16 protein-coding genes and 5 pseudogenes are annotated in these 21,645 nt (G+C 61.3%); 17 read left to right on the top strand and 4 right to left on the bottom strand.

The genetic code is table 11. From position 1 onward, the window contains the following. Positions 1–55 precede the first annotated feature (55 nt). Positions 56–418, top strand: coding sequence for a hypothetical protein (locus QK444_RS03960; protein ID WP_282777144.1), 363 nt, complete (start codon positions 56–58; stop codon positions 416–418). A 202-nt stretch (positions 419–620) separates the two neighbouring features. Beyond that, positions 621–3,224 carry a hypothetical protein gene (locus QK444_RS03955; RefSeq protein ID WP_282777142.1) on the top strand — a complete coding sequence of 868 codons (2,604 nt, stop codon included), beginning with the start codon at positions 621–623 and terminating at the stop codon, positions 3,222–3,224. Between the two features lie 847 nt (positions 3,225–4,071). Here QK444_RS03955 and QK444_RS03950 read toward each other — a convergent pair. Continuing rightward, positions 4,072–4,613 (bottom strand): annotated as a pseudogene (locus tag QK444_RS03950) (transposase family protein); the annotation flags it as partial. A gap of 850 nt (positions 4,614–5,463) precedes the next feature. Here QK444_RS03950 and QK444_RS03945 point away from each other — a divergent pair. Further along, positions 5,464–7,323, top strand: a complete 1,860-nt coding sequence (locus QK444_RS03945; protein WP_282777140.1) for a hypothetical protein — start codon at positions 5,464–5,466, stop codon at positions 7,321–7,323. Between the two features lie 31 nt (positions 7,324–7,354). Further along, positions 7,355–7,885, top strand: a complete 531-nt coding sequence (locus QK444_RS03940) for an SMI1/KNR4 family protein (protein WP_282777138.1) — start codon at positions 7,355–7,357, stop codon at positions 7,883–7,885. A 342-nt stretch (positions 7,886–8,227) separates the two neighbouring features. Here the strand turns inward: QK444_RS03940 and QK444_RS03935 are convergent. After that, positions 8,228–9,705, bottom strand: a pseudogene (locus QK444_RS03935) (IS1634 family transposase). Between the two features lie 120 nt (positions 9,706–9,825). Here QK444_RS03935 and QK444_RS03930 point away from each other — a divergent pair. From QK444_RS03930 to QK444_RS03880, 11 genes and pseudogenes are all read left to right on the top strand, one after another. Beyond that, positions 9,826–10,497 carry a hypothetical protein gene (locus QK444_RS03930; protein WP_282777136.1) on the top strand — a complete coding sequence of 224 codons (672 nt, stop codon included), beginning with the start codon at positions 9,826–9,828 and terminating at the stop codon, positions 10,495–10,497. Next, on the top strand, positions 10,470–11,000 hold the full coding sequence (locus QK444_RS03925; protein WP_282777134.1) for a hypothetical protein: 531 nt from the start codon (positions 10,470–10,472) through the stop codon (positions 10,998–11,000). Before QK444_RS03930 ends, QK444_RS03925 begins: the two co-directional genes overlap by 28 nt. A gap of 322 nt (positions 11,001–11,322) precedes the next feature. After that, positions 11,323–11,665, top strand: a pseudogene (locus tag QK444_RS03920) (transposase); the annotation flags it as partial. Continuing rightward, entirely contained in the window at positions 11,662–12,057 is a 396-nt protein-coding gene (locus tag QK444_RS03915) for a hypothetical protein (RefSeq protein WP_282777132.1), read from the top strand. The pseudogene QK444_RS03920 and the gene QK444_RS03915, both read left to right, overlap by 4 nt. A 147-nt stretch (positions 12,058–12,204) precedes the next feature. Beyond that, positions 12,205–12,750 (top strand): hypothetical protein, encoded by a 546-nt coding sequence (locus QK444_RS03910; protein ID WP_282777130.1) that lies wholly within the window; start codon positions 12,205–12,207, stop codon positions 12,748–12,750. A 95-nt stretch (positions 12,751–12,845) separates the two neighbouring features. Further along, complete coding sequence (locus QK444_RS03905; RefSeq protein WP_282777128.1) at positions 12,846–13,259, top strand: hypothetical protein; 414 nt, start codon at positions 12,846–12,848, stop codon at positions 13,257–13,259. Positions 13,260–14,389: 1,130 nt separating this feature from the next. Next, the gene (locus tag QK444_RS03900) at positions 14,390–14,692 is read left to right on the top strand and encodes a hypothetical protein (protein ID WP_282777127.1); all 303 of its coding nucleotides are present in this window, start codon (positions 14,390–14,392) and stop codon (positions 14,690–14,692) included. Beyond that, positions 14,676–15,146: pseudogene (locus tag QK444_RS03895) on the top strand (NUDIX domain-containing protein); the annotation flags it as partial. The gene QK444_RS03900 and the pseudogene QK444_RS03895, both read left to right, overlap by 17 nt. 159 nt (positions 15,147–15,305) lie before the next feature. Next, complete coding sequence (locus QK444_RS03890) at positions 15,306–16,124, top strand: hypothetical protein (RefSeq protein WP_282777125.1); 819 nt, start codon at positions 15,306–15,308, stop codon at positions 16,122–16,124. Positions 16,125–16,351: 227 nt separating this feature from the next. Continuing rightward, a pseudogene (locus tag QK444_RS03885) lies at positions 16,352–17,233 on the top strand (FAD-binding protein); the annotation flags it as partial. Positions 17,234–17,422: 189 nt separating this feature from the next. Then, entirely contained in the window at positions 17,423–18,247 is an 825-nt protein-coding gene (locus tag QK444_RS03880; RefSeq protein WP_282777146.1) for a BBE domain-containing protein, read from the top strand. Between the two features lie 19 nt (positions 18,248–18,266). Here QK444_RS03880 and QK444_RS03875 read toward each other — a convergent pair whose 3' ends face one another. After that, complete coding sequence (locus tag QK444_RS03875; protein ID WP_282777124.1) at positions 18,267–19,097, bottom strand: cyclase family protein; 831 nt, start codon at positions 19,095–19,097, stop codon at positions 18,267–18,269. Positions 19,098–19,497: 400 nt separating this feature from the next. On the opposite strand from QK444_RS03875, the gene QK444_RS03870 reads away from it, so the two are divergent. Beyond that, positions 19,498–19,797, top strand: coding sequence for a hypothetical protein (locus tag QK444_RS03870; RefSeq protein ID WP_195147316.1), 300 nt, complete (start codon positions 19,498–19,500; stop codon positions 19,795–19,797). Between the two features lie 161 nt (positions 19,798–19,958). On the opposite strand, the gene QK444_RS03865 is transcribed toward QK444_RS03870, so the two are convergent. After that, a complete protein-coding gene (locus QK444_RS03865; RefSeq protein ID WP_282777121.1) occupies positions 19,959–20,696 on the bottom strand; it encodes an SDR family NAD(P)-dependent oxidoreductase in 738 nt (245 codons plus the stop codon). 75 nt (positions 20,697–20,771) lie between these two features. Here QK444_RS03865 and QK444_RS03860 point away from each other — a divergent pair, with 75 nt between their 5' ends. Then, entirely contained in the window at positions 20,772–21,596 is an 825-nt protein-coding gene (locus QK444_RS03860; protein WP_282777120.1) for an alpha/beta hydrolase, read from the top strand. Positions 21,597–21,645: the final 49 nt, after the last annotated feature.

Below are 21,645 nucleotides of genomic sequence, written 5' to 3'. Positions count from 1 at the left end.
CGGGGGGGGGCCCCCCCCCCCCCCCCCCCCCCCCTTCTGCATCAGGAGTCCTCAAATGACCGAAATCATTCACGTCGGCGTGTGGCGCAGCACCGAATGGTCGACCATCCAGATCCCCAACGGCGCCGAACTCACCTGGGCCAAGCGCGCCACCCTCGGCATCCCGGGCGGTTCCCCGGACCCGAACTACTTCCACACCTACTGGCGTGTGCCCGACTGGGTCTACGGCGAGCGAACCGCCCTGATCCGCGAGGGTTCCTACCCCAGCACCGATATCGAAGGCAACCCGATCCCCAGCCTCTCCGGTATCCCGGGCGCGGTTCCGTTCATCAACAACGACGTCTTCTTCTGGATCAGCACCGCCAATGTCGTCCCGGGTGACTATCCACCGAACTCCAGCCTCGCTCCCACATCCTGACACCCCGGCCTCGTATCCGGTCGAGACGACCTGATGCGACGCGGAGCGCGGGTGGGCGTGACTCGCCCACCCGCGCTTGTCTTTTCATCAGTCCCGAGCCCGAGTGGCCGGGACTTTTTCATGCCATTCTCCTGGAAGGTCTGCTTCGGATGTCCGAGAACAAAGCTGTCGATTTCGGCCGCGTCGTGGGCGGGGTCCACCTATGAGCGTGGCGGGGATCGATTGGAAGCGGCGGGCGGATTGGCTGGATTCGCTGACACCGCTGTCGGCCGTCGGCGATGGCGATGAAGCGGCACGGTCCGGTGGGCGTGTGCACACGTTCTCGGGGATGAACCCGGAGCGTGCGGCACGCAAACTCGCTCGAATACTGGCCGCCGAGGACCTGCAAGCCACAAGACCTATTGCTTCCTCTGGACGGTCAATCCCGACGGCACAGCCGATCGCCGTGCCGTATAACCCGGATGCGCCGGGTGGTGAGCAAGGCCCGATCCCAATTCAAACGCCGCCGCCCGATGGGGAGACCCCGCCTGTCGCACCGACAACAGCGCCACCCGAGGATTCCGCAACGGCTCCGCCGGTGAACAACCCGCCCCAGCAGTCGGCCCCGGACCCGACTGTCTTCGAGCAGATGTATGACCCGGGCAGCACCGCCGGTACACCCGGAACACAGATGGCGCCGTTCATCCCTGAACCGGATGCGGCACCGCCGGTGCCGCTGAACCCGGACCCGTTCTTCCCCCCTGATCTGACCGGCCGGCAAGTCGGTGATTCGTGGACAGAAGACTGGTTCGACGGACAAACCCGCCGGCTCAGCATCCCGGAAGGGAATGGTCTCAATACCGTCGACATAGCCATAGTCGATGCCGAAGGCAAGGTAGTCACCACCGCACGAGTGGCGCGAGCGTCGGAGGGCCCCGGGTACCTTCGGTGGCAATCCGATTCCCGTGGAAACTCCACGTACTTCGAGACACCTGACCCCGCACAAGGCGGTTATGGCCAGCACTTCGGTGCTGGTGTGCCGACATCGGGAGCACCCACCGCGGAGTTCCGGGTCGGCCCTGACTGGGCCACGGTCGTAACGCCCTCCTACGACGCCGACGGCAACGCGGTCGGCTACGACGTCGGCACCCGCAACGAACAGGGACTTTACGACAACGAACACACCGATTCACTCGGCTACCGCACTCTGACCGCGACCGGGCGTGATGCTCAGGGGCGGTTGACATCTGAGTTCGTCGGTCAGTTGGGTCCGGACGGGCGGGGGTGGCTCCTCGATGAGCACGGTCGCCCCGCCGAACGTTTTCTCGATGGCAATGGCAAACCTGTTGTCATATCGACTGACCCGACCACGGGGCATCGCACCGTGTTGTTCGATGGCGGTCGCAATGTCTTCGACTCCGGTGACAATCTGATCGGCCAGTTCGTGGTGGGTTCGGATGGCCGGATCCTGTCTGGCTGGTCCAAGCAGGCCTGGTACTCCAGAGAACGCACCGAGTACCACAGAGGACCGTTCGGCCTTCTGCGTGAGGAAATTGTCGACCCCGTCAGCGGTATACGCGGGCAGATCCGGTACCTCGGTGATCACACCGAAGTTTCCTACAACGACGGCAGCGTCGTCGTGTTCGACCGCGACGGCCGAATCGTCGATACCCGTGGCTTCGGCGAGAAGGCCTTCGCGGCGGCCCGCAACTTCGGTCGAGGCGCGAAGAATAACGCATTGGCCATGCTTGAGGGCATTAGTGCGCTATCCGGTTTCAACGACCAGTTCAACACCGCTGCTGAATGGCTCGGATTCGAACCGAACCTCGCTACCCGAGCCGAAGCGGGCGAAGCTTTCGCGCTGGGTATCGGAAATATGCTGGTTGCCGACATCTCTGCGATCACCCAAACTGCCTGGGGCGCGTATAGATCCCTCACCGGCCAGCAGAGCTGGAATAGGACCTGGGACAACATCTGGCATTCCGCTCTGAACAGCTACAACGAAAAGTCCAAGTTCTTCATCGGTACCGACTGGTCAGCCTTCACTGATAATCCCGCCGAAACACTCGGTTCTGCCACTATTGGCATCGCTGCCTCCCTTCTACCAACGAAGGGGGCGGGTCGAATTGTCCACGGCGCAAATCGAGCCAAGCCACAATTCGAATCTGGAGCGGCAGCCGTAGAAGCAGCAGTTCCGCCCGCGAATAAGGTCGATGTTGCTACGGGAGCTCCTGGGCTTCATGTGGCAGCGAGGCTAGAGATCGCGGAACTGCCGGCTGGCCCAGGCAACCGTAATGGGCAGGTCGCTGACTTCAGCACTCAGGGAGGGCGTACTGCTTCAGGGGGAGGGCGTACGGCTTCAGGCAGAAATCACGAACACGGGGTTGACGCAGGGAGCTTTCAGAAGCGCGACAGTATGTTGCTGCAGAGATCATCTGAATTCGAGCACGACGGTCACACTTCCCGTAACAACTGGGGTACGTCGGCGCAGATAAAGCATGCTACAGGGTCTTCTTCTCGCGTACGCCAACGCGCACTCAATATAGTTGTGAATTCTTCGGACTTCAGCAACTTCGGATTCACCTTCAAGCCTGTCTACAGTCCTACTGTGTACACCGGGATGGCGAACAGAACTCTGGGGACGCAAATTGGTCGGACACGGTTCCACTCTAGGTTGGAATTGAGGAGGACTATCGTGCATGAAGAACTCCACCACCGCTGGTATGCGCGTGGTCGGGTGAATCATCACCCTAGAGACGGCAGCGGAACCTCAAAGTTGTTCTATGATACGGTTAACCGTTATCTGAGATTTAGGGGATGGATGTAATGGAGCAAGCTCTTGAGTTCACGGTTTCGTGCATCAACTGTGGCGAAGAGACTCGCGGGTGGCAAGGGCAGGAGTTGCCCGACGGTGCAGACAGCATTCGATGGTTCTCTGAATGGCAGTGCCCCACCTGCGGTGTTGTGAGCGATGACGGGGGCGACGGGGTAGGTTCGAACTCGCTTCGCTGTCTTCTTGTTGAGGGTTTGGGCGGCTTTGCTCTTGGTCCGTTGTCAGGTCGGACGGCAAGGCTAACAGTGTCCAGGGTTTTGCGCGAAGAATATGATCTTACTTTAGCCGAGGCGCTCGCCATGTCTCGGAGCTTGGAATCCGGAGGATGCACTCTGACGGCAATTGAGGTGGAATCAATTGTTAGGAAGATCAAGCGGCATGGATGCGATGCTGAAATCGTACAGGTCACATTTCCTAAGGCTAAATCTCAGTGATTTGCATAGAAGGTGATCCGAATACGGTTCTCCGGCACGGCCTTTCGTTGGACCGACCCGCCTGACGAGCTTGGAAATTTATACGGAGTCGGGCATGGATGAAATTCAGATAGTTGTACTTTCAGGTGATGGTAAAACGGTGCGGATACCGCCCAATGGTGAGTTTTTGCTAGGGGAAGGAATGCTGTGATCACAACTACAGGCCCTATTGCCCGATGGCTGTAGGGCAGGGCCGGTGATGATCGGTCATCGTTAGTGGAGGCTTGCGTTCAACTTGCGAGTAAGGTTCTGAGGGTGCTCGCTCTGTTTGATCTATCCGAGGATGAAATCGACGCAATCCTGACCTTCGAGGGTGAGGATCGCACAGTAGTTTCATTTTCCGACGAAATTCAGGTAAGGAGCCCTCTTCATCCTTGGTGTGTGGCGTGAATTTCGCGGTCCTGCAGGACGTGGATGGCCTTGGCGAGGCGGCCGGCCTTGTACGGGCAGCACCGCAGCTTCGCCAATACACGCCAGCTTTTGAGCTGCGCGATCGCGCGTTCGCCGTGGCCGCGCAGGCGCGCGTGAGCGCGGTTGGTGGCCTTCTGTGAGGCCGGTTTGTCCTTGCCCTTGTAGGGAGTCAGCAGTGCGGTAGCACCCTGATATCCCTTGTCGCCCAGGGTGATCCAGCCGTACCGTTCGTGTTCGGTGAGGATCTGCCAGATCCGGGCGGCCTTCAGGTCGTGCACGCTGCCCGACACCCAGACCGGATCTCCGTCGGGAGTGGAGATGACCTGCACGTTCATGCCGTGCCGGCGGCGTTGCCGAAGTAGAAGGGCCGGTCGGCAGCGACCCGGTCGATCGGGATCAAGGTGCCGTCGAGGATCAGGTAGGCGTGGCCGTCGGATTCGGCCCGCCGCAACGCTTTCCGCAGGCTCGGGGCACGGTCGGCGAGCAGGCCCACGGTCTCCTCATCCGCGAGGGTTCCTACCCCGGCACGGATATCGAAGGTAACCCGATCCCCAGTCTCTCCGGTATCCCGGGCGCGGTTCCGTTCATCAGCGACGACGTCTTCTTCTGGATCAGCACGGCCAATGTCGTCCCGGGCGACTATCCACCGAACTCCAGCCTCGCCCCTACTTCCTGAACACTCCGGCCTCGCGTCCGGTCGTGACGATCCGATGCGGCGCATAGCGCGGGTGGGCGTGAGTTGCCCACCCGCGCTGTCCATTTCATCAGTCCCGAGCCCGAGTGGCCGGGACTTCTTCATGTCATTCCCCGGAAGGTCTCTGTCGGATGTTCGAGAACAAAGCCATCGAAGTCGGTCGCGACGTGGGCGGGGTCCACCCATGAGTGCGCCAGGGATCGATTGGAAACGACGCGCGGATTGGCTGGATTCGCTGACTCCGCTGGCGGCCGTTGAAAGCCGTGGCTCGGCGCAGCCCCGTGGGCGTGTGCACACCTACACGGGAATGAACCCGGAGCGTGCGGCACGCAAGCTCGCTCGAATACTGGCTGCCGAAGACCTTCGAGCCACCACGCCCGTAGCTTCCACTGCACGATCAATTCCCTCGGCACAGCAGATCGCGAAGCCATACGACCCGGATGCGCCGGGCGGCGAACAAGGCCCGATCCCTGTTCGAACGCCGCAGCCCGACGGGGAGACCCCGCCGACCGGGGTCGCACCGACACCAGCTCCGCCGAGGCGGCAGCCGTCGGAGACAGACGCACCGGCGAATTCAGCTCCCGCAGGCACCGGGCCGACTGTCTTCGAACAGCTCTATGACCCGGAAAGCACTGCGGGAACGCCGGGAACGCAGATGGCGCCGTTCATACCTGCACCGGATGCGACGCCGCCCCGACAGCCACAGATCTCGCAAACATCCGCGAGTCGCACCGACGATCTGCTAGCCCAACATGCGGCGAACCCCGAGGACCCCGGCACGGCTACGACGGCCGCACTGCCGGACCTGGTAGCGAATCCGAGGACGATCTTCCTGACGGGTACCGCCTATACCGAACAGGATCTAGCCGCCGACGCCGACCTGGTGCGCCAGGGACCGATGTTGGGGCCGTACATCGGTAACGGACTGAGCGCCTACGACCGGGCATGGATGCGGATCGATAAGGCGCGCTACACGCCTATCGAGCAGCTCTATGACTTGCAGTGGGCTATGCGCGGCACCTCCACCGTCGAGGAGATGATCAGGCAGCAGCAAGCGATGCTGCGCCTGCAGGCGGCGGGAATCTCATGGCTGGATCCGGCCGTCCGAGAGCATGTCGATGCCGTGAAAGACCTTCCGGTCTTGCTCGACCCAACTCAACCACCCAAGTACGCACCACCTGCGACCGAGCCTGTCGCCTCCGCACCAACCCCGTCCCGGCCGTTCAATATCAATCAATGGCAGGCTGATATCTCGAACAGCGTCTACGGCGCGGTCGACGACATGTTCGTCAACCCTGCTGTGGTGCTGTGGGAGTACGCGCGTGGGGAAGGTGGTCGTAGCGCTGCGGACGCCGCTCGGGCGGCCGCTGAACTCGGCTTCAATATCGTCACCACGATCCCTGGCCCCGACACTGCGATTGCCGCCGGCGGGGCTTGGTTCCTGCGTGGGATTCGACGGCTGGGTCCGGAAGCGCGTGCGCTGATCGAGGGCGCTGACAGCGCTGCCGACGCGGCCCGGGTGGGCAACCAGCTCCAGGCTGAACGCCTTGTCGATGAGGTCGACGCGTTCGTTGGACGCCAGCTACCCGGTCCCAGTGCGTCAAGCCCAGCACCGCCGCCCCGAACAAAACCACACAATCCCGCACGGCCGGTGTCTTCGAAACCACCAGCAGGCCCTGCGACAACCAGTGCTGGCCCGCGTCAGACTCAGTTCCCCGATTTGGGTCCCGTCAAATCCGTAACACCTGAGGATCCGCGAATACCGGCTCTGGGAGCGGTAATTCCACAGTTGCAACGGACTCCAGACCGATGGGCTCCGAACTTCGCCCGCAGCGGGTTCGAAACGATCAGGCAACTACCTCGGCAGCTCCGTCATAGAGTCGACAACTTTGCAGCATCGACGGCATCGTTCATGCAAGAGGTATTGGCGGCTTTCACACTGTCGCCCTTACCTGCCGGAATACCCAATAACCTTGCCCCGTCAGGTCTGATAGGGGCCACACGATTCAACATGGCCGCCTCATCTGGCAGTCGAATTGCTGGTCGAGGGTCTAGGCCCACGTCCTCACATGGTGCGCAGATGAGGAGGGCTGGGGCTACTGCAGGACCGGTGGAGTTTAATGTTCCGAGGTCCCTTAAGGGAAGCCTGACGAGGGAGCAAAGAGAACAGGCGCAGGAGTATGTTGATGCCGCCAATGAGGCGCTCAAAGCCGGCAAGCTGTCACCGACGGGGAGGGTACGTCCGTCGGATGATCCACAGTTGAAGATCGATAAGGAGAAGGCTGCTGATGCTGAGCGTCGTCGAGCGGAACTGGCGGGAGAACCTTATGGAGACAAGGCTGCAGCACATCTGCCGGATACCACTTGGGCGGGAAGCGCGCAACCACCGGGTGGCTGGGGGCGACACGATGTGACTATCAACGCAAGTCTGGGATCGCAGTCTGATAAGTATCCAGTCGGATACAAACCGACGGTATTCCGGCTTCATCCAGACTGGGGCTATACAATAAACTAGAGGTTCGGGATCGATATGGATAGGATTATTGATGAAGGAGCGCTTGACGTGGCCCGTGCTACTCGGTATGGCAATCAGTACTAAGGGAGAAATGGAACAACAAGGGAATTATCTTGGTGGTGTGACCTTGCCTCGTGAGAAGGCTGCTGAACTAGCAGTTGTAGATTTTGAGCGTAGCATCGGTGAAGTATTGCCGTCGTCGTATCGTTCCTTCTTGCTGCATGCAAACGGTTGGGAAGAATTCTTCTATACAATGGATCTGTTTGGCCTTCCGGAACTTCTAGGAAGAGGGAAGTGGCGTCATGCTTCATTTCTATTGCAAACATATTCCGACGAGGGCGATTTGTGTGATTCGGGTCTGGAAATTGACGGGCTGATTCCAGTTGCTGCGAATCAGGGGCGCGATCTCGTTGTCACGGTCCGCGAAGGGTGGCCCGGTGCAGGCGCGACTGTTTGGTTTGACGGAGGAGTAATCGGGAGATTTTCTGATTTTCAAGAGTTTTTCGAACATGTAGTCGATATGGAGCGGGCGTATCTTGCAAGAGGTTCCTCTAAACCATGATTCCCGTGGGCATTGCTCTTGCGGTAATCTCGCTGAGTCGACGTGCTGACCTTCAGTTTGTCGCCCGGGTTTTGACAGCCACCCTTCCAGTCTGCCCGGCAGCGGTTCCGAGAACTGCGGTGCTATGCGCTGAAGCGAACAAGGTGGTCGTCGAAGATGCGTCGGCGGCATAGTTGAAGAAGGGCGCTTTAAGATCCCTTCTTGCAGTCAGGCTCCATTTGCCCTGCCCTGCGGCAGTTCCGGGGACGGTGGTGTAGCGCGCCGCGCGTAGGTCGTCTCCGGCGTCGCGGTGATTACGTCCAGCTTTTCGACCAGCGACGGTGGTACCTGACTTCGGTCAGATTAGTGCGCAAGTCCGTCGGGTCCGTGGATTCTGCTGAGGATTTCGTGGAGGTCGGTTGGTAGCGGGTCGGCGGCGGTGAGGGTTTGGTTGCCGGCGCGGATCTCGATGGTGCGGTAGCGGCGTGTGGTTTGCACGAATTTCTTGATGCTCCAACCGGTTCGGGTCTCGATCCAGTGGGAGATCGCCAGGGCCGCGAACACGATCGTCAGGTGGGCTTCGATGGACTCGCGTTTGTGGTGATAGATCGGGCGGGCCTGCAAATCGTGCTTTGACATGTGGAAACTCTTCTCCACTCGCCAAAGGTGGTGATAGGAGTCGATCACGAAGTCCGCGCTGACCTCGGTCAAGTTGGTGGTGTAACCCTTGAGCCCGGCCAGGGCACGGGTCTTGGCTTCGAGGGTGCAGTCGATCGATTTGGTGGCGCCGGTGAGCTTGATGAACCGGTTGCGTTTGACCGCGACTTTGCCGTCGACGGCCTTCTGGGCCTTGGCGATCTGTTCGTCGATGCCGCGCGGGGTGCGCCGGGCGCGGTCGGCGCGGTACTGGTAGTAGATGACCCGGTCCGGGATCCCGCGCGCCTTCTCGGCATCGGTGGCGGGCCACGGCTGGGTGAACACATGCCGATCAGGAATCGCCATGTCCGGGTGCAGGTTTCGCCACTCGGTCACGACCTGCGGTTCGCGAGGGATGCGGCTGCCGAGGATGAACGACAACCCGGCCGCTTGCAGGGCCTTCTGGTTGGATTCGGAGATCATGCCGACGTCCGCGACGACGGTGACCTCGCTCAACCCGTAGGCGGTCTTGAACGCGTTGATCACCGGCAGCATCGTGGTGGTCTCGGCGCGGTTGCCCTCGAACGCCGACACCGTGAGCGGAACCCGGTCGCGTCGGTGAGCAAACCGATCGTGACCTGCGGTTCCAGGCGGCGTTCCTTGGAGAAACCGGATTCGCGGAAACCGTCGCCGACATCGGTCTCGAAATACAGGGTCGACACGTCATACAACACCAGCGACGCCGGACCGAGACCGGCGTGTTTCGCGCACGCCACCGAAAGCTTTCGTCGGAACGATTCTTTCGCGTACCTGGGCAGTCTTCGGGCCACCGTCGAATAGGACACGGTCGGGGTCCCGGTCTCGGCCAGTACCCGGGCGGCATCGGCTTTGCTGGTCGGCTCGATGACCCTGGCCAGCACCAGATCCCGGAACACCGCATCGCCGGTGACCGCCGCGAACCCCAGCACCTCGAACACGTGACACAACCCATCCCACAGATGACCCGCCCGGGAACTCACGATTTCCACAGTGCCACTGGGCAATTCAGCGGCTCGGTCACCGATATTGAGGTCGAGCACGCCCTGGCCGCCGGCCAGCCGCCGCGCGGCGGCGGCCCACAGCGCTTCGAGCTCGGTGTCGTCGTGGGCGGACCCGACATGCTCGATCTCCCGCGCACCGCGCCGCGACGACCACACGATCTGCACTGCGGTCGCCCCCGAAGCGGTCCTCACCGTCCGCACGTAGGCCACCCGCCCAGCCTACGAACAGGCCACCCCGAAGAACGCAGATGGCGCCGTTCATACCTACGCCGACTAGGCGCGTCGTTGTCACCGCAAGCACCGGACGATCTGAACCAGAAAATTGCCACGCCGGATCGCAGCCCCGAGTTAAACCTGGCTAAGGCTGCTGGTGAGCACGATCCTGTCAACGAAAACAGAAAATACGAAAATGCGGCTGAGCTAACGATGGAAGCTGAAACATCAGCTTCGGTCAGCCGTGGCGATGGCGGATACAGTGAATCTGGCGGTTCGGATGGCTACGCTAATTCTGGAGGTTTTGATGGTTTTGGCGGATCGAGTGGGTTTTCCAGAGATAGCGGTCAAGGCCGAGAGGTCGGGAATGTAGAAGCTGAGGAAGAGGTACCGAAGGATCCGCTGGACGGCGCGGTCAGCCACGGAAAGAACTCTCTTGCTCACATGCGCAAGCACGCTCAGCATATTCGGACGGCGGCGCGCGCGGACGGAGTCGAGATACCGAGCGGAGCGGGTAAACCAGAGACTCAGGAGGCTATTAAGAAGTACATCCAATATGTGGTAGACAACCCACACAGGGTTGGTGTTGGAAGGTACATGTCCGTCGAGGATGCGATATGGTCTCAGCGCGGTGATCTGATCATCGTTCGCAAATCGGACGGAGAATGGATCACTGCGCTTAGCGAGAAGAGCGGTGGAGCTGCAGGAGGTGCGCCATGGAAGAATCCAAATCCGGCGAGTTGACATCGATAAGTTGGCGTATGTTGGGCACCGCTGTGGTTGGCCTTAGCCGACTAGCGGTGGTATCGACGGAAGGACTTATTCCATTGATGAGTACAATAATACTGGAAACGGAAAAGGGATTCGTTACCTTCTCGTACTCGCAAGAAGGTTTCGATGTTCGAGGTCCGGAACGGTATGAGGAAATTCGATGGAATGTGGAACCTGGGCTGATTATGGGGCGCCATGGTGTAGCTGAAGAATGGCTAAGTTTGACGCCTTTGGAAGACCATGTTGAAGTTCCTGAACTGCCTTTCTTGGTTGACGCAGTAACTGGCTGGTTCGGGATTGGGGGGTTTCGAGACACTTTCGCCATTATTCTCAGAAGTGGATCTCAAGCTCTTGTTGCAATGACAACTGATGAGTTCGATATTTATGTTTCAAACTCCCAAGCGGCGCGTGCTAGGGCTGAGCTAGTGGCTAAGAATATGGGATTGACATTCGTCGAAGAGGAACATCGATTGTGACCGCGTGCGGGGCTTGGCCTTTCATTATAGTGAACGGCTGGTCGGCCGCGTGCAGGCAATGCTCACGCGTCGGGATGGTGAGTGGCTGATCAAGGGGGTTGTGCCGCGAAATGGTCGAAGGCTATGAAATCTCGGAGTCTGAAGCTACTGACCGTGTCAACGAGAGGTTTATCAGTCTAGAGTCCATTGGCGAGAACTTCATCTATCATGAACCTGAATCCTATTGGGTAAGAGATATATTATTCGGTCACGATGTCTGGTGGAAGGACAACGAGTCTTTTTCGATGGTGAAGGCCGTGCCCGCGATCAGTCACGACGTGGTCCACGCCGCCGGAGAACCGACAAACTCCACGCCGACAAGGCCATACGACGCAGCCGAATCACGTCGATGGCTGCGCGCCCGCGGGATCGCGGTCCGGATCGTCCGCAATCGTATCGAAACCTCCGACAGGCTCGGTCGCCACCGTTGGGTGATCGAACCGACCTTCTCCTGGTTGACCGGCTACCTCGGCTACCACCGACTCAACATCCGCTACGACCGCAAAGCCTCGCACTTCATCGCCTTCCTCACCCTCGCTGCGGCATTCGATAACGAATCAGGACAGGTATTCAATAGAGTGCTTACCCGCGATATCAAGAAGGCTGCGAGAGGGTTACCGTGGTGAATGGCTCTGGTTTTGATTCGCAAGATGCATCCGAGATTGTCTTCTCTGTAGGTGAGTTGATTCTTTTGGGTGTGACCGAGAAAGATGAAGAATGGTGCGGGTTGGCGGTTGCGGTGACGATGCATCGCCAGAAATCAATGTTTGGCTACGCCTACTTTGAAGATGGAAGCTGGAGTGCGGATCTGGAGTTGAGTATCGAGATTCTTGATCGGGTAGCCGAATTGAAATCGGTGATGTCATCGCAGGATGGCAAGGACTGGAAGGTGTGCCTTTTTCAGATTGAACGGTCGGAAATGAAAATGAATGTGGAGTTCGAATACAAAGACGCTGATCGATGGAGGATAACTCCTCGTAATTTTAACCGAATGATAGAGCGGCTTCGTCCTCAATGACTTCATGTTCCGAAGTCCCTTAAGGGAAACCTGACGAGGGAGCAAAGAGAACAGGCGCAGGAGTATGTTGATGCAGCGAATGAGGCCCTCAAAGCCGGTAAGCCAGTTCCGAGGGTCGATATCTCCGATCCGCGTCTGATGCGGCCATTGACAGAGCGCAACATCTCTGGCGAAAAGTACTTCGTGGACAAGAATGGAGTTCCGCACAAGGTTGGTACGAGGGGTGATAATCCGGATGCCGAAATTGCTTTCCGCCATCTGAATGGCCAGTTGAGACGAGATGGTGAGCTCTATAACGGCACAGGTTCGGGTAGTCGATATTACTTCCAGGCGGACCTAGATATTATAGTTCCTGCAGGCACAATCTCTCAGTTGGGAATTCCTAAAGCGGTTATTGCAGATACAGTAACAGGAACCACCGCCGACATGATAAGGGTGACGTGGAATGATGGAAAAATAGTAGACGTGCGGTCGGTAGATGCTACTGGATCTCCGGTATTTGGGCCGCTGGGTGATATTTTGAGAACGATCAACAACAAGATGTCCTTCACTGACAAATTTCAGACGCAGGAAGTGGTGTTTGTTGCCGCATCCGAGGCGCAAGCGAGAATGGTATTCGAGCAGTTCGAAGGTAATCCGAATATTCGTGTCATACATCCAGCCTCGGGATTTGATAGGATTGGTAACAGGTAACGTTTGGTTCTGAACGTGATGGTGGTATCCGCTATGAGTGCAACAATTCGGGCGCACAGTGGGTGCGGGAGCGAACTGATAAGGAATCTGAAGTAGTGAGTAGGTTTGCCGAAGTTATCATCTTGGCGCGTGGAGCCGAGGATGTAATGGATGGCCTTACCCAGCCCGATGATTCGAGGCCATGGCATCAATCTTTCATTGCAATCGACGATGCTACCTTCTCTGGTGCGGGATTCGAATACGGGTCAAGCGAGTGCTATATGTGGATCGTTCAGTTCTACAGAAACAACTGGCATGAGCTGTTGGCGCATCTCGAAGCGCTGCCATGGCCTCGGCCCGAGACTGTTCAGATCCTCGTGCACGACGAGAATGACGACTGCTTCGGACTATGGATGATGTACGATGGAAAATTGGCCGAGGTGCCGCTCCCGAGAACCCGTCGTGACGCGTACTACAGTTCCGTTACTGGTGTATTGATCCGAGAGGATCGAGACGTGCGGCAAGAATAATATCGATCTTGAGTGCCCAAGTGAAACGGTTTTGCTTTGAGGTGATACCAGCGACTTTCATTTCTGCCGCCGATTCTCGAGATGTGTGATTACCAGTGCGGCTTTGGCTATGTCGCCGATGCGTCCGGGGCTGACGGTGATGTGCTGCAGGATGCGGTGATGTGCTGCAGGATGCGCCAGCGCTGGGTGAGCAGGGCGAATCCGCGTTCGCCGAGGGCGCGGACCCCGCGCAGCAGGCTGTTGTAGGCGCGGTTATCGATTGCGAGAGTGGAGTTCGGTGGGCATTTGATCGGGGGGTGGATGCCGATGCCGGCGCCTTCGTAGCCGGCGTCGGCCGGGCCAGTGGCGGCCGCCCGAACTTCGGGTCGTAGACGATCATGTCGGCGAAGTCGTAGCCGAGCCGAGTGGCCAGTGTGCGGATCTGGCTCTCGTCGTGGAACCGGGCAATTCCGGATACATCGGTTCGCAGGTGCCCGATTGCCGCTGGCCTGTACTGTATCTCGGCTCCTCGCTGTGCGCTGTGGTCCGCATGGCGGCTCTCCAAGTAGACGCCGGGCTGACCGTCGGTCGGGTCATCGTCGTAGGCGTTGATCTCGAGCACACCACCGGGGAACTCTCCGAGCCGGATCCGCCTCGTCATATTGCTCCCCTCGTCCATTGGTGACCGCCGACCGAGGACGAGCGCCTGCGTCGGCTTGGTGTCATGTGGACCCACGGTAAGACCGCCTGGCGGACACTTGAACTGCGCCGAGGACGCCTGCACGGACATTCCAGAACCACTGAAACGTCCCGCGTGTGTCCACTATGGTTTCGGTATGAGTCAGCGTCTCGAATCGGCGATGCTGCGAGCACAATTGGACTCCGCGGGGCTCGCAGCCGCTGTGGGTGTCGATGTGAAGACGGTCAACCGGTGGTTGGGCGGACGGGTGCCGCATCGACGGACTTGCCTCGAAGTGCGAGGGTGTTGAACGAATCCGAGTACACGTTGTGGCCTCAGAGTCGGACGGACCTCGGGGTTGGGGCGCCAGCCACGGCTGAGGTGCTCGGCGCGTATGCGCATCGGGCCGACATTCCCAATGATCTCTGGACGTCACTGTGCCCCTGTAGTCGAGCGGGATGCCTTGGAGCAGATGAACGGAACTCTGGCTGGGCGTATTCGTAACGCTTTGAGCATGCTGGGCGCGTTGGCTGACACCTCGGGGTGTGAGATCGGCTTGCACTCCGTGCATTTGTACAACTCAGTGTTCCGGTTCGATAACCAGATGATCGTCACGCCGTATCTCGTCCGTGCTCGCGGCTACCAGCACACAGCGCTGCACTTGAGGAAACTGTCGCCGCACGGCATGTTCTCGTCCTTCGCCGATCAGGTCGAGCAGATCTGGGGCAGCGTGGCCCCCTACAGTGAAGGGGTCGTTCATGGGCAAACGGCGTGACTACTACCGGGATCCGAACGCGCCGAAGCCTAACAGCTTGGTTCCGGGTGGTTCCGCATTGGTCGTTGATGATCGAGGTGCGATTCTGATGCAGCGCCGCAGCGACTCCGGAAACTGGTCGCCTCCGGGTGGGGTGATGGATATCGGAGAAACGCTCGAGCAGTGCGTGATTCGGGAGACGAAAGAAGAAACCGGACTCGATATCGAGATCACCGGCCTACTGGGGATCTATACGGATCCTGAGCATGTCATCGAGTATGCCGACGGTGAGATTCGCCAAGAGTTCAATATCACGTACTACGGTCGCGTGTCCGGAGGTCGGATAGCGGTCAGCAATGAATCCACAGAGGTTCGATTCGTTCGGCCGGACGAACTGGAGAGACTGCCGGTACATGAAACTGTCAGACTGCGGCTGCAACATCACTCTGAAAAGAGAGCCGACCCATACCTCGGGTGTTGCATAGCGCGGTCAACAGATTGGGGAGGGACCATGAACGGTTTTGGACTGCGACCGGTCTCTGGGACCCGGTAACGGATGTCTGACGTTCGTCTCCCGGGAACGCCACCTGGTTTCCGTTGGTATTGCGCCTGGCGGGAGCCTTGCGGAATCGGGATGCTGATCTTCAGCGTCGTGGCGCTGGTGTTGGCGGTCGTGCTTCCGGCGGTGGTGTTGAGGTCCGTCGAATCGAGTGCTGGCGGGCGGATCTGGTTGGCGGTGCTGGTTTTCGTGTCCTTCAGTCTGGTCGGCGGGGCCAGCTGGCGCTTGGCCAACCCACGGCACCCGTCCGTACATGCTGAATCCTCCGGTGAGAAGGGCGCTGTCACCCTCCGGCCGCCGCGAGGGCAGGTGGTGTTGGTGGGAAGCTTTTTGATGGCGGCTGTCGCCATGGTCTGGTGGGGTGTTTCCACTGAGGAGGCCGAGATCGCCGTCTCCGGCAGCATGGGGATTGTGCTCCTGCTCCCGGCTCTGGCGTTCCTGTGCTGGTACCAGAGGCGTTCGAGACTGGTGCTGTCTCCCAACGGTTTCCGGGTCATGACCCCTCACTGCGATTGGGAGTTTCGCTGGGAGGCGGTTACGGCGATCGGAGTCGGGGACGATGGCAAGAACGCGCCTGCTGTCACCATCCACTGTCCGTCCACCGCAATGGTGTCGCGTCGCTCGCTGTTTCCCGCCCCAGCGCGATGGCGGCCCCCTCCGCAATCGACGGATGGGCCATGGAAGATCGTTCCCGCTATGTGGGGAGCGGCACCGAACTCTCTGATATCGACGTTGATTCACCTGCGTAGCCATTGCGCTCGAAACCCATTGCACCGAGAAGAACTCGTTGCGATGCTCACTGTGCCACCGCTACATGCTCGGATACGGACGAGCCGAGCGGACCGCACGAACGGGACTGTGCCGTCTGAGTTCCGCTTCATGCGCGACAGCTGACTATGGCGCATGCTGAACGCGCCTGCGTGTGGGTGCTGCTGTTATGTAGCGCAAGCCGATGAGCAGTAGTGCCATGCCGAGAGCGCCGAAGAAGAGTCGTAGGTAGAAGAGGCTGAGGAAGCCTGCGTCGAGTAGGGCGTGGTTGGGGTGCTGGGGGTCGTAGCGGACAGTGACGGCGTCGCCGTGTGTGTGGGGGGCCCCGAGACGTCACGGAGACTCCGCCTTCGATGCGGATGCGCTTGCCGCTTGTCGTGGTGAATTCGACCAGTAGGGACTTGCCGCTTCGGCTCGCGTTGCCTGCGAAGCCGACCACGGTTCCCTGTGCGGTGGACGATTCGGCGAGGAACAGTGCGCGGTTTCCGGCGGAAGCGGCGGCGAGTGCTATGAGGATCGTGCCGGCGAGTGTGCATAACAGTGTGAGGACTCTGTGGCCGGTTGTGGATTGCTGCACGGCGGCACTTTCTGGGCGTGATGCGGGTGCCGTGTCGGTGCGGCGGGGTGGTGGGCTTGACGCTACTGTCCCGGGTGACCGTGTGGAAGTCGCCTGGAGGGAGAGGTTTGTGTCGGTTTCTCGTCGGCGGTTTCTTGCTGCGTCTGCTGTTGGTACCGCTGTTGGGGCGCTGGGGGTTTCGGTGGCTCGGGCCGGGGAGCCCGGGGTGGTCGGGGTGGGGGATGCTGAGTATGGGCGGTTGGTCGGGCGGGGGTATAACCGGCGGTTCAGCGCTCGGCCGGAGAAGATTTTCGTGCCTACCAGCGCTGAGGAGGTGCGGGTTGCGGTAGAACGGGCCGTCAGCGAGGGGTTGCGGGTGGCCGTGCGGTCGGGTGGGCATGGGTTCGAGGACTTTGTGGATAACCCTGGGACGCAGGGGATTATCGACATGGGGCGGGTGCGGGATGTTTATTGGGATGAAGAGCATCTGGCGTTTTCGGTGGGTGCCGGTGCTGATTTGGGGGAGGTCTACGGGCGGTTGCTCGGGGGCTGGGGTGTGACGGTGCCCGCGGGGATCTGTCAGGGGGTCGGGGCCGGTGGGCATATTGCCGGGGGTGGGTATGGGCCGTTGTCTCGGCGGTTGGGGCTGGTGTCGGATCATCTGTACGGGGTTGAGGTTGTCACCGTGGATTCGGGTGGGCGGGCCTCCGTTACCGTGGCGACTCGGGACGGGGCACACAGCGACCTGTGGTGGGCTCATACCGGGGGGGGCGGCGGGAATTTCGGGGTGGTGACGCGATACTTGTTGCGGTCGGCGGATGCCGATGGGGGAGATGCCAGGCGGGCGTTGCCGATGACTCCGGGGTGCATGGTTACCACGCGGCTGGTGTTGCCGGTGGCGACGGAGGAATCGTTCGTTCGCTTCGTGGGGAACTATCTCGCCTTCTTCGCCGAACACAGCCAGCCGGGGGATCGGTTCGCGGGGCTGTACGCTCCGCTGCATCTGAAGCCGGGGCTGGTGGGGTCGGATGTGCTGGTATTGCTCGATGGGGATCGGGCCGACGCCGGGACGATGTTCGACGAGTTCGTGGCGGCGTTGTCGGCGGGGGTGCTGCCGTGGCCGGTGGTGTTGCCGGTGACGCGGGCCTCGTACGCGGACACGCTGGCGAACACCTATTACGCCAAGGGGATGCCCGGATTTCGGGTGAAGGCGCGGTCGGGGTATCTGCGGCGGGCCTACTCGGAGGAGCAGTTGCGGGTGCTGTACCGGTATCTCAGTGATGTGCGGTATCTCGGGGAATCGCAGGTGGAATTCCTGCCGGTCGGTGGGGCCATCAATGCGGTGGCGGCGGATGCGACGGCTACCCCGGCGCGGGACTCGTTCATGAAAATGCTGATTCACGCCGCGTGGCGCTCGCCAGGGGATGATGAGCGGTTCGTCGCGTGGGCGCGGGAGATGTATCGGGATCTGTACGCGGATACCGGTGGGGTGCCGGTGCGGGATGCGGCCAACGGGGGTGCGTACATCAACTATCCGGATACGGATCTGGCGGATCCGCACTGGAACACGTCGGGGGTGCCCTGGTACACGCTCTACTACGGCGACAACTACGAGCGGCTGCGGCGGATCAAGGCCGAGTGGGATCCGAATACGATGTTCCGGCACGGTCTTTCGCTGGACCGGCCCGCCTGACGAAGCGGAACGGCGCGAATCAGGTCAGCGCCAGCACCCGGCACGGGCCGCCGGTGCCGCCCGCGTGTTTGGGTGCGCCGATGACGACGGTCGCGCCGGACACCGGCACCCGGGCCAGGTTCGCGAGCATTTCGACGCCGTAGCGTCCCGCACCGAGAAGGGCTGTGTGCGCGCCGAATTCGCGGCTCGCGCCGGGATCCAAGCTCAAGGTGTCGACGCCAGCGCCGACTATGGAACGCTCGGTCACCAGGAATTCCGCTGCGGCGGTGTCGAATCCGGGCGCGTGCGGGCGGCCTTCGGCATCCAGGTTCAGGAACGCGCCCGGGGAGGTGAGCCGCTGCTCCCAGCCGGAGTGCATCGCGACGAAGGCGCGGTCGGGAATGCGGCCGCGACGCGACTCCCATTCCTCGATATCGGAAATGGTGAGCACCGCATCGGGATCGGTCGACGCCTTCGACTCGATATCGACGACCACCAGGGGAGCTACCAGATCATCGGCCTGGATTCGGTCGACGGACACCGCGTCCCGCATCCGGTGCAGGGGAGCGTCGATATGGGTGCCCGTATGTTCCCAGTAGGCCAGCGCGTTCTGACCGAATCCGCCGTGGTCGTGCCATGCCACCGGCACCGAGATGAACGGAGGATTTCCGGGCCAGACGGGGAGTTCCGGCGTCAGCACATGCGTCAGGTCGACCACCTGCCCCGAGGAATTCGGCTCCGCTCGAGCGGAGCCGATCGAGGAAACCGCGGCCAGCGCTCCCGCACTCGCGGCACCGAGCCAGGCGCGCCTGCTGAGCCGAGGGCTGTCGGCCGCGGTATGGGCGGCGCGGACAATCCGCGGTGAGCACATACGTCCTTCTCTCCGGCGGGTGGAACATTCGCTACGCACCATTGCACTTCCGCCGGACCGTTATTCGCCAGATCGAGCAAATGAGATCTTCGTCATACCGGCGCGGTGCGAGTTGGCGTGAATGTCCATTTGCGGTGCAGGGCAGAGCGTTTCGGCGGATGTACTCGACCGATCGGTCTTCCCGGCATTGAACTGGAACAGGTTTGAACTTGTCGGACCCTTCGGATAGAAGTTGGACGTTCAATTCAAACCGAGGCATTTCGCGCTCGGAGTCGGGGAGAAACGGGGTTAGGACATGGTCCGTCGGGCTTTCAAGAATGCCGGTCGCAAGGCTGTTATCGGGGCGGTCGCGGTGAGCGCGATTTTCGCCGGAGCCGGGGTGGCGTCGGCTGAGACGGCTGTGCCGGAGCCGGCTGCGGTGCAGCAGATTTCGGGTGGAATTCCGCTCGAGATCGCCACCGATCCGAATGCGCAGAACTCCGATCCGCTGGCCAATGGCGCGGCCGCCGGTGCGGCCGCCGGTGCCGTGGGTTCGGCCGCGACGAATGCCGCCGCCTGCCTGCTGGTGCCCGGTGCGGGCAGCGTCGCCGCGCCCGCCTGTGCGCTCGCCGGCGCGGTGCACGGTGCGATGACCGGCACCATTATCGGTCTGCTGGTGGGCGCGGTGTCGCCGCAGTCGGTGCCGCAGGTGCTGCCCTGATCGAATGAAATCCGGCGTGCCTGACGAGGTGCGGTCGGAACAGAGCGTGGAATCCGCTCCCGCCTGACGAGGCGGCGGCGGATCGAAACAGAGCCCGGAATCGGCGAACGATTCCGGGCTCTTTCGCGTTCGGGCCTTCTCGTGTTCCAGGTGGTCGAATGTCAGGAACGGCGCGCGAAACGGCCCGCCTCGGCCTGATCCCGGGGCTTGACGATGATCTGGTCCAGATTCACATGCGGCGGGCGTGACGCCACGAACCCGACGATTTCCGCGATGTCCTGGGCGACAAGGGGATCGATGCCGCGATAGACCCCCGCCGCCCGTTCCTCATCACCATCGAAGCGCACCAGGGAGAACTCGGTTTCCACCGCGCCCGGCGCGATTTCGGTGAGCCGGACCGGCTGACCGAGCAGTTCGCCGCGCAAAGTGCGGTGCAATACCGCCTGCGCGTGCTTGGCCGAGGTGTAGCCGGAACCATTGTCGTAAGCCTGGAACGCCGCCACCGAGGTAATGGTGACGATCAGGCCGTCACCCGAGGCGATGAGTTTCGGCAGCAGCGCCTTCGTCATGCGCAGCGTGCCGAGCACATTCGTTTCCCACATCCAGCGCCAGTCGTCGAGATCCGCGTCCGCGACGGTCGCCAAACCCTTCGCGCCACCGGCATTGTTGACCAGCACATCCACGGATTCGACCGCCTCGGTGAAGGCGCGTACCGATTCCTCGTCGGTGACGTCCAGGGGCAGGGCGGTGCCGCCGATCTCCGCGGCCAGTTTCTCCAGTCGGTCTACTCGGCGGGCGCCCACGTACACGTGGTACCCCTGCTTGGCGAGTTCGCGGGCGGTGGCCTCGCCGATGCCCGAGCTGGCTCCGGTGACGACTGCGGTGCGAGTGCTGCTCATGGTGCGAGCTTATGCCGCTCGCACGCGGAACGTTCCGGTCGGTAGCTCCACGCGGAAAGGTTTAGCCTGACGGGTATGGCGATTCGTGAAGTGGTGAGCGCGGACGGGACGACCATCGTGTACCGGGCGGAGGGGCCGGACGACGCGCGGCCGCTGGTGCTGCTGCACGGATGGGCCGGAAACCTGCGGTGCTGGGGGCGCGCCGGCGAACTGCTCGCGCAGCGGTACCGGGTGATCGCCGTGGACCTGCGCGGCCACGGCTACTCCGGCGCGCCGGAGAGCGGCTACGACAATCCGAAGAACTGGGCCGCCGACGTGGCCGCGGTGCTCGCGGGCGAGGGCATCGAGCGGGACGCGGTGCTGCTCGGCTGGTCCTACGGCGGCATCGTGCAGACCGATTACGTCGCCACCTACGGCACCGCCGCCGTCTCGGGCCTGATCTACAGCGGTTCCCTGGCCGGAATCGGTCGCGGCGTCCCGGGAGCCGAACCCGGCCCGGCCATGCAGAAGGCCATCCCGGACGTGTTCGAGGACAGTGCCGGGCGCGCCATGCGCGGCTTCGCCGCCTTCGGCAATGCCAACACCGGACCCGGCCGGGACAAGGGCGAGGACGCGCAGCGCCTGTTCGGCGGCAGCCTCGCGACCCTGCCGCGGGTCCGCAAGGCCCTGTTCTACCGCACCACCGACAACACCGATGCCCTGCGTACCCTCGACATCCCGGTCTTCGTCATGCACGGCACCGCCGATCCAGTGGTTCCGGTGGAGAGCGGCCGCTATATCGCGGAGACCGCCCCGAACGTGCGCACCTCCTACTGGGACGACGCGCAGCACGGGTTGTTCGTGGAGGATCCGGAGCGGTTTGCCGCCGAGGTCACCGAGTTCGTCGAAGGTCTCGCGTAGGCGATTTCGGTCAACCACCCTTCTCGAATTACCTTGTGACCCCGGTCAC

It is taken from the genome of Nocardia sp. CC201C (assembly GCF_030010695.1).
Lineage (GTDB): Bacteria > Actinomycetota > Actinomycetes > Mycobacteriales > Mycobacteriaceae > Nocardia > Nocardia otitidiscaviarum.
This window is presented reverse-complemented; position numbering and strand designations above follow the sequence as displayed.

Bases quoted from the DNA above. Each gene is read 5' to 3' on its own strand.
- QK444_RS03960 (WP_282777144.1), top strand. From the start codon at position 56: ATGACCGAAATCATTCACGTCGGCGTGTGGCGCAGCACCGAATGGTCG.
- QK444_RS03955 (WP_282777142.1), top strand. From the start codon at position 621: ATGAGCGTGGCGGGGATCGATTGGAAGCGGCGGGCGGATTGGCTGGAT.
- QK444_RS03945 (WP_282777140.1), top strand. From the start codon at position 5,464: ATGGCGCCGTTCATACCTGCACCGGATGCGACGCCGCCCCGACAGCCA.
- QK444_RS03940 (WP_282777138.1), top strand. From the start codon at position 7,355: ATGAAGGAGCGCTTGACGTGGCCCGTGCTACTCGGTATGGCAATCAGT.
- QK444_RS03925 (WP_282777134.1), top strand. From the start codon at position 10,470: ATGGAAGAATCCAAATCCGGCGAGTTGACATCGATAAGTTGGCGTATG.
- QK444_RS03900 (WP_282777127.1), top strand. From the start codon at position 14,390: ATGAACGGAACTCTGGCTGGGCGTATTCGTAACGCTTTGAGCATGCTG.
- QK444_RS03890 (WP_282777125.1), top strand. From the start codon at position 15,306: ATGCTGATCTTCAGCGTCGTGGCGCTGGTGTTGGCGGTCGTGCTTCCG.
- QK444_RS03880 (WP_282777146.1), top strand. From the start codon at position 17,423: ATGGTTACCACGCGGCTGGTGTTGCCGGTGGCGACGGAGGAATCGTTC.
- QK444_RS03875 (WP_282777124.1), bottom strand. From the start codon at position 19,097: ATGTGCTCACCGCGGATTGTCCGCGCCGCCCATACCGCGGCCGACAGC.
- QK444_RS03865 (WP_282777121.1), bottom strand. From the start codon at position 20,696: ATGAGCAGCACTCGCACCGCAGTCGTCACCGGAGCCAGCTCGGGCATC.
- QK444_RS03860 (WP_282777120.1), top strand. From the start codon at position 20,772: ATGGCGATTCGTGAAGTGGTGAGCGCGGACGGGACGACCATCGTGTAC.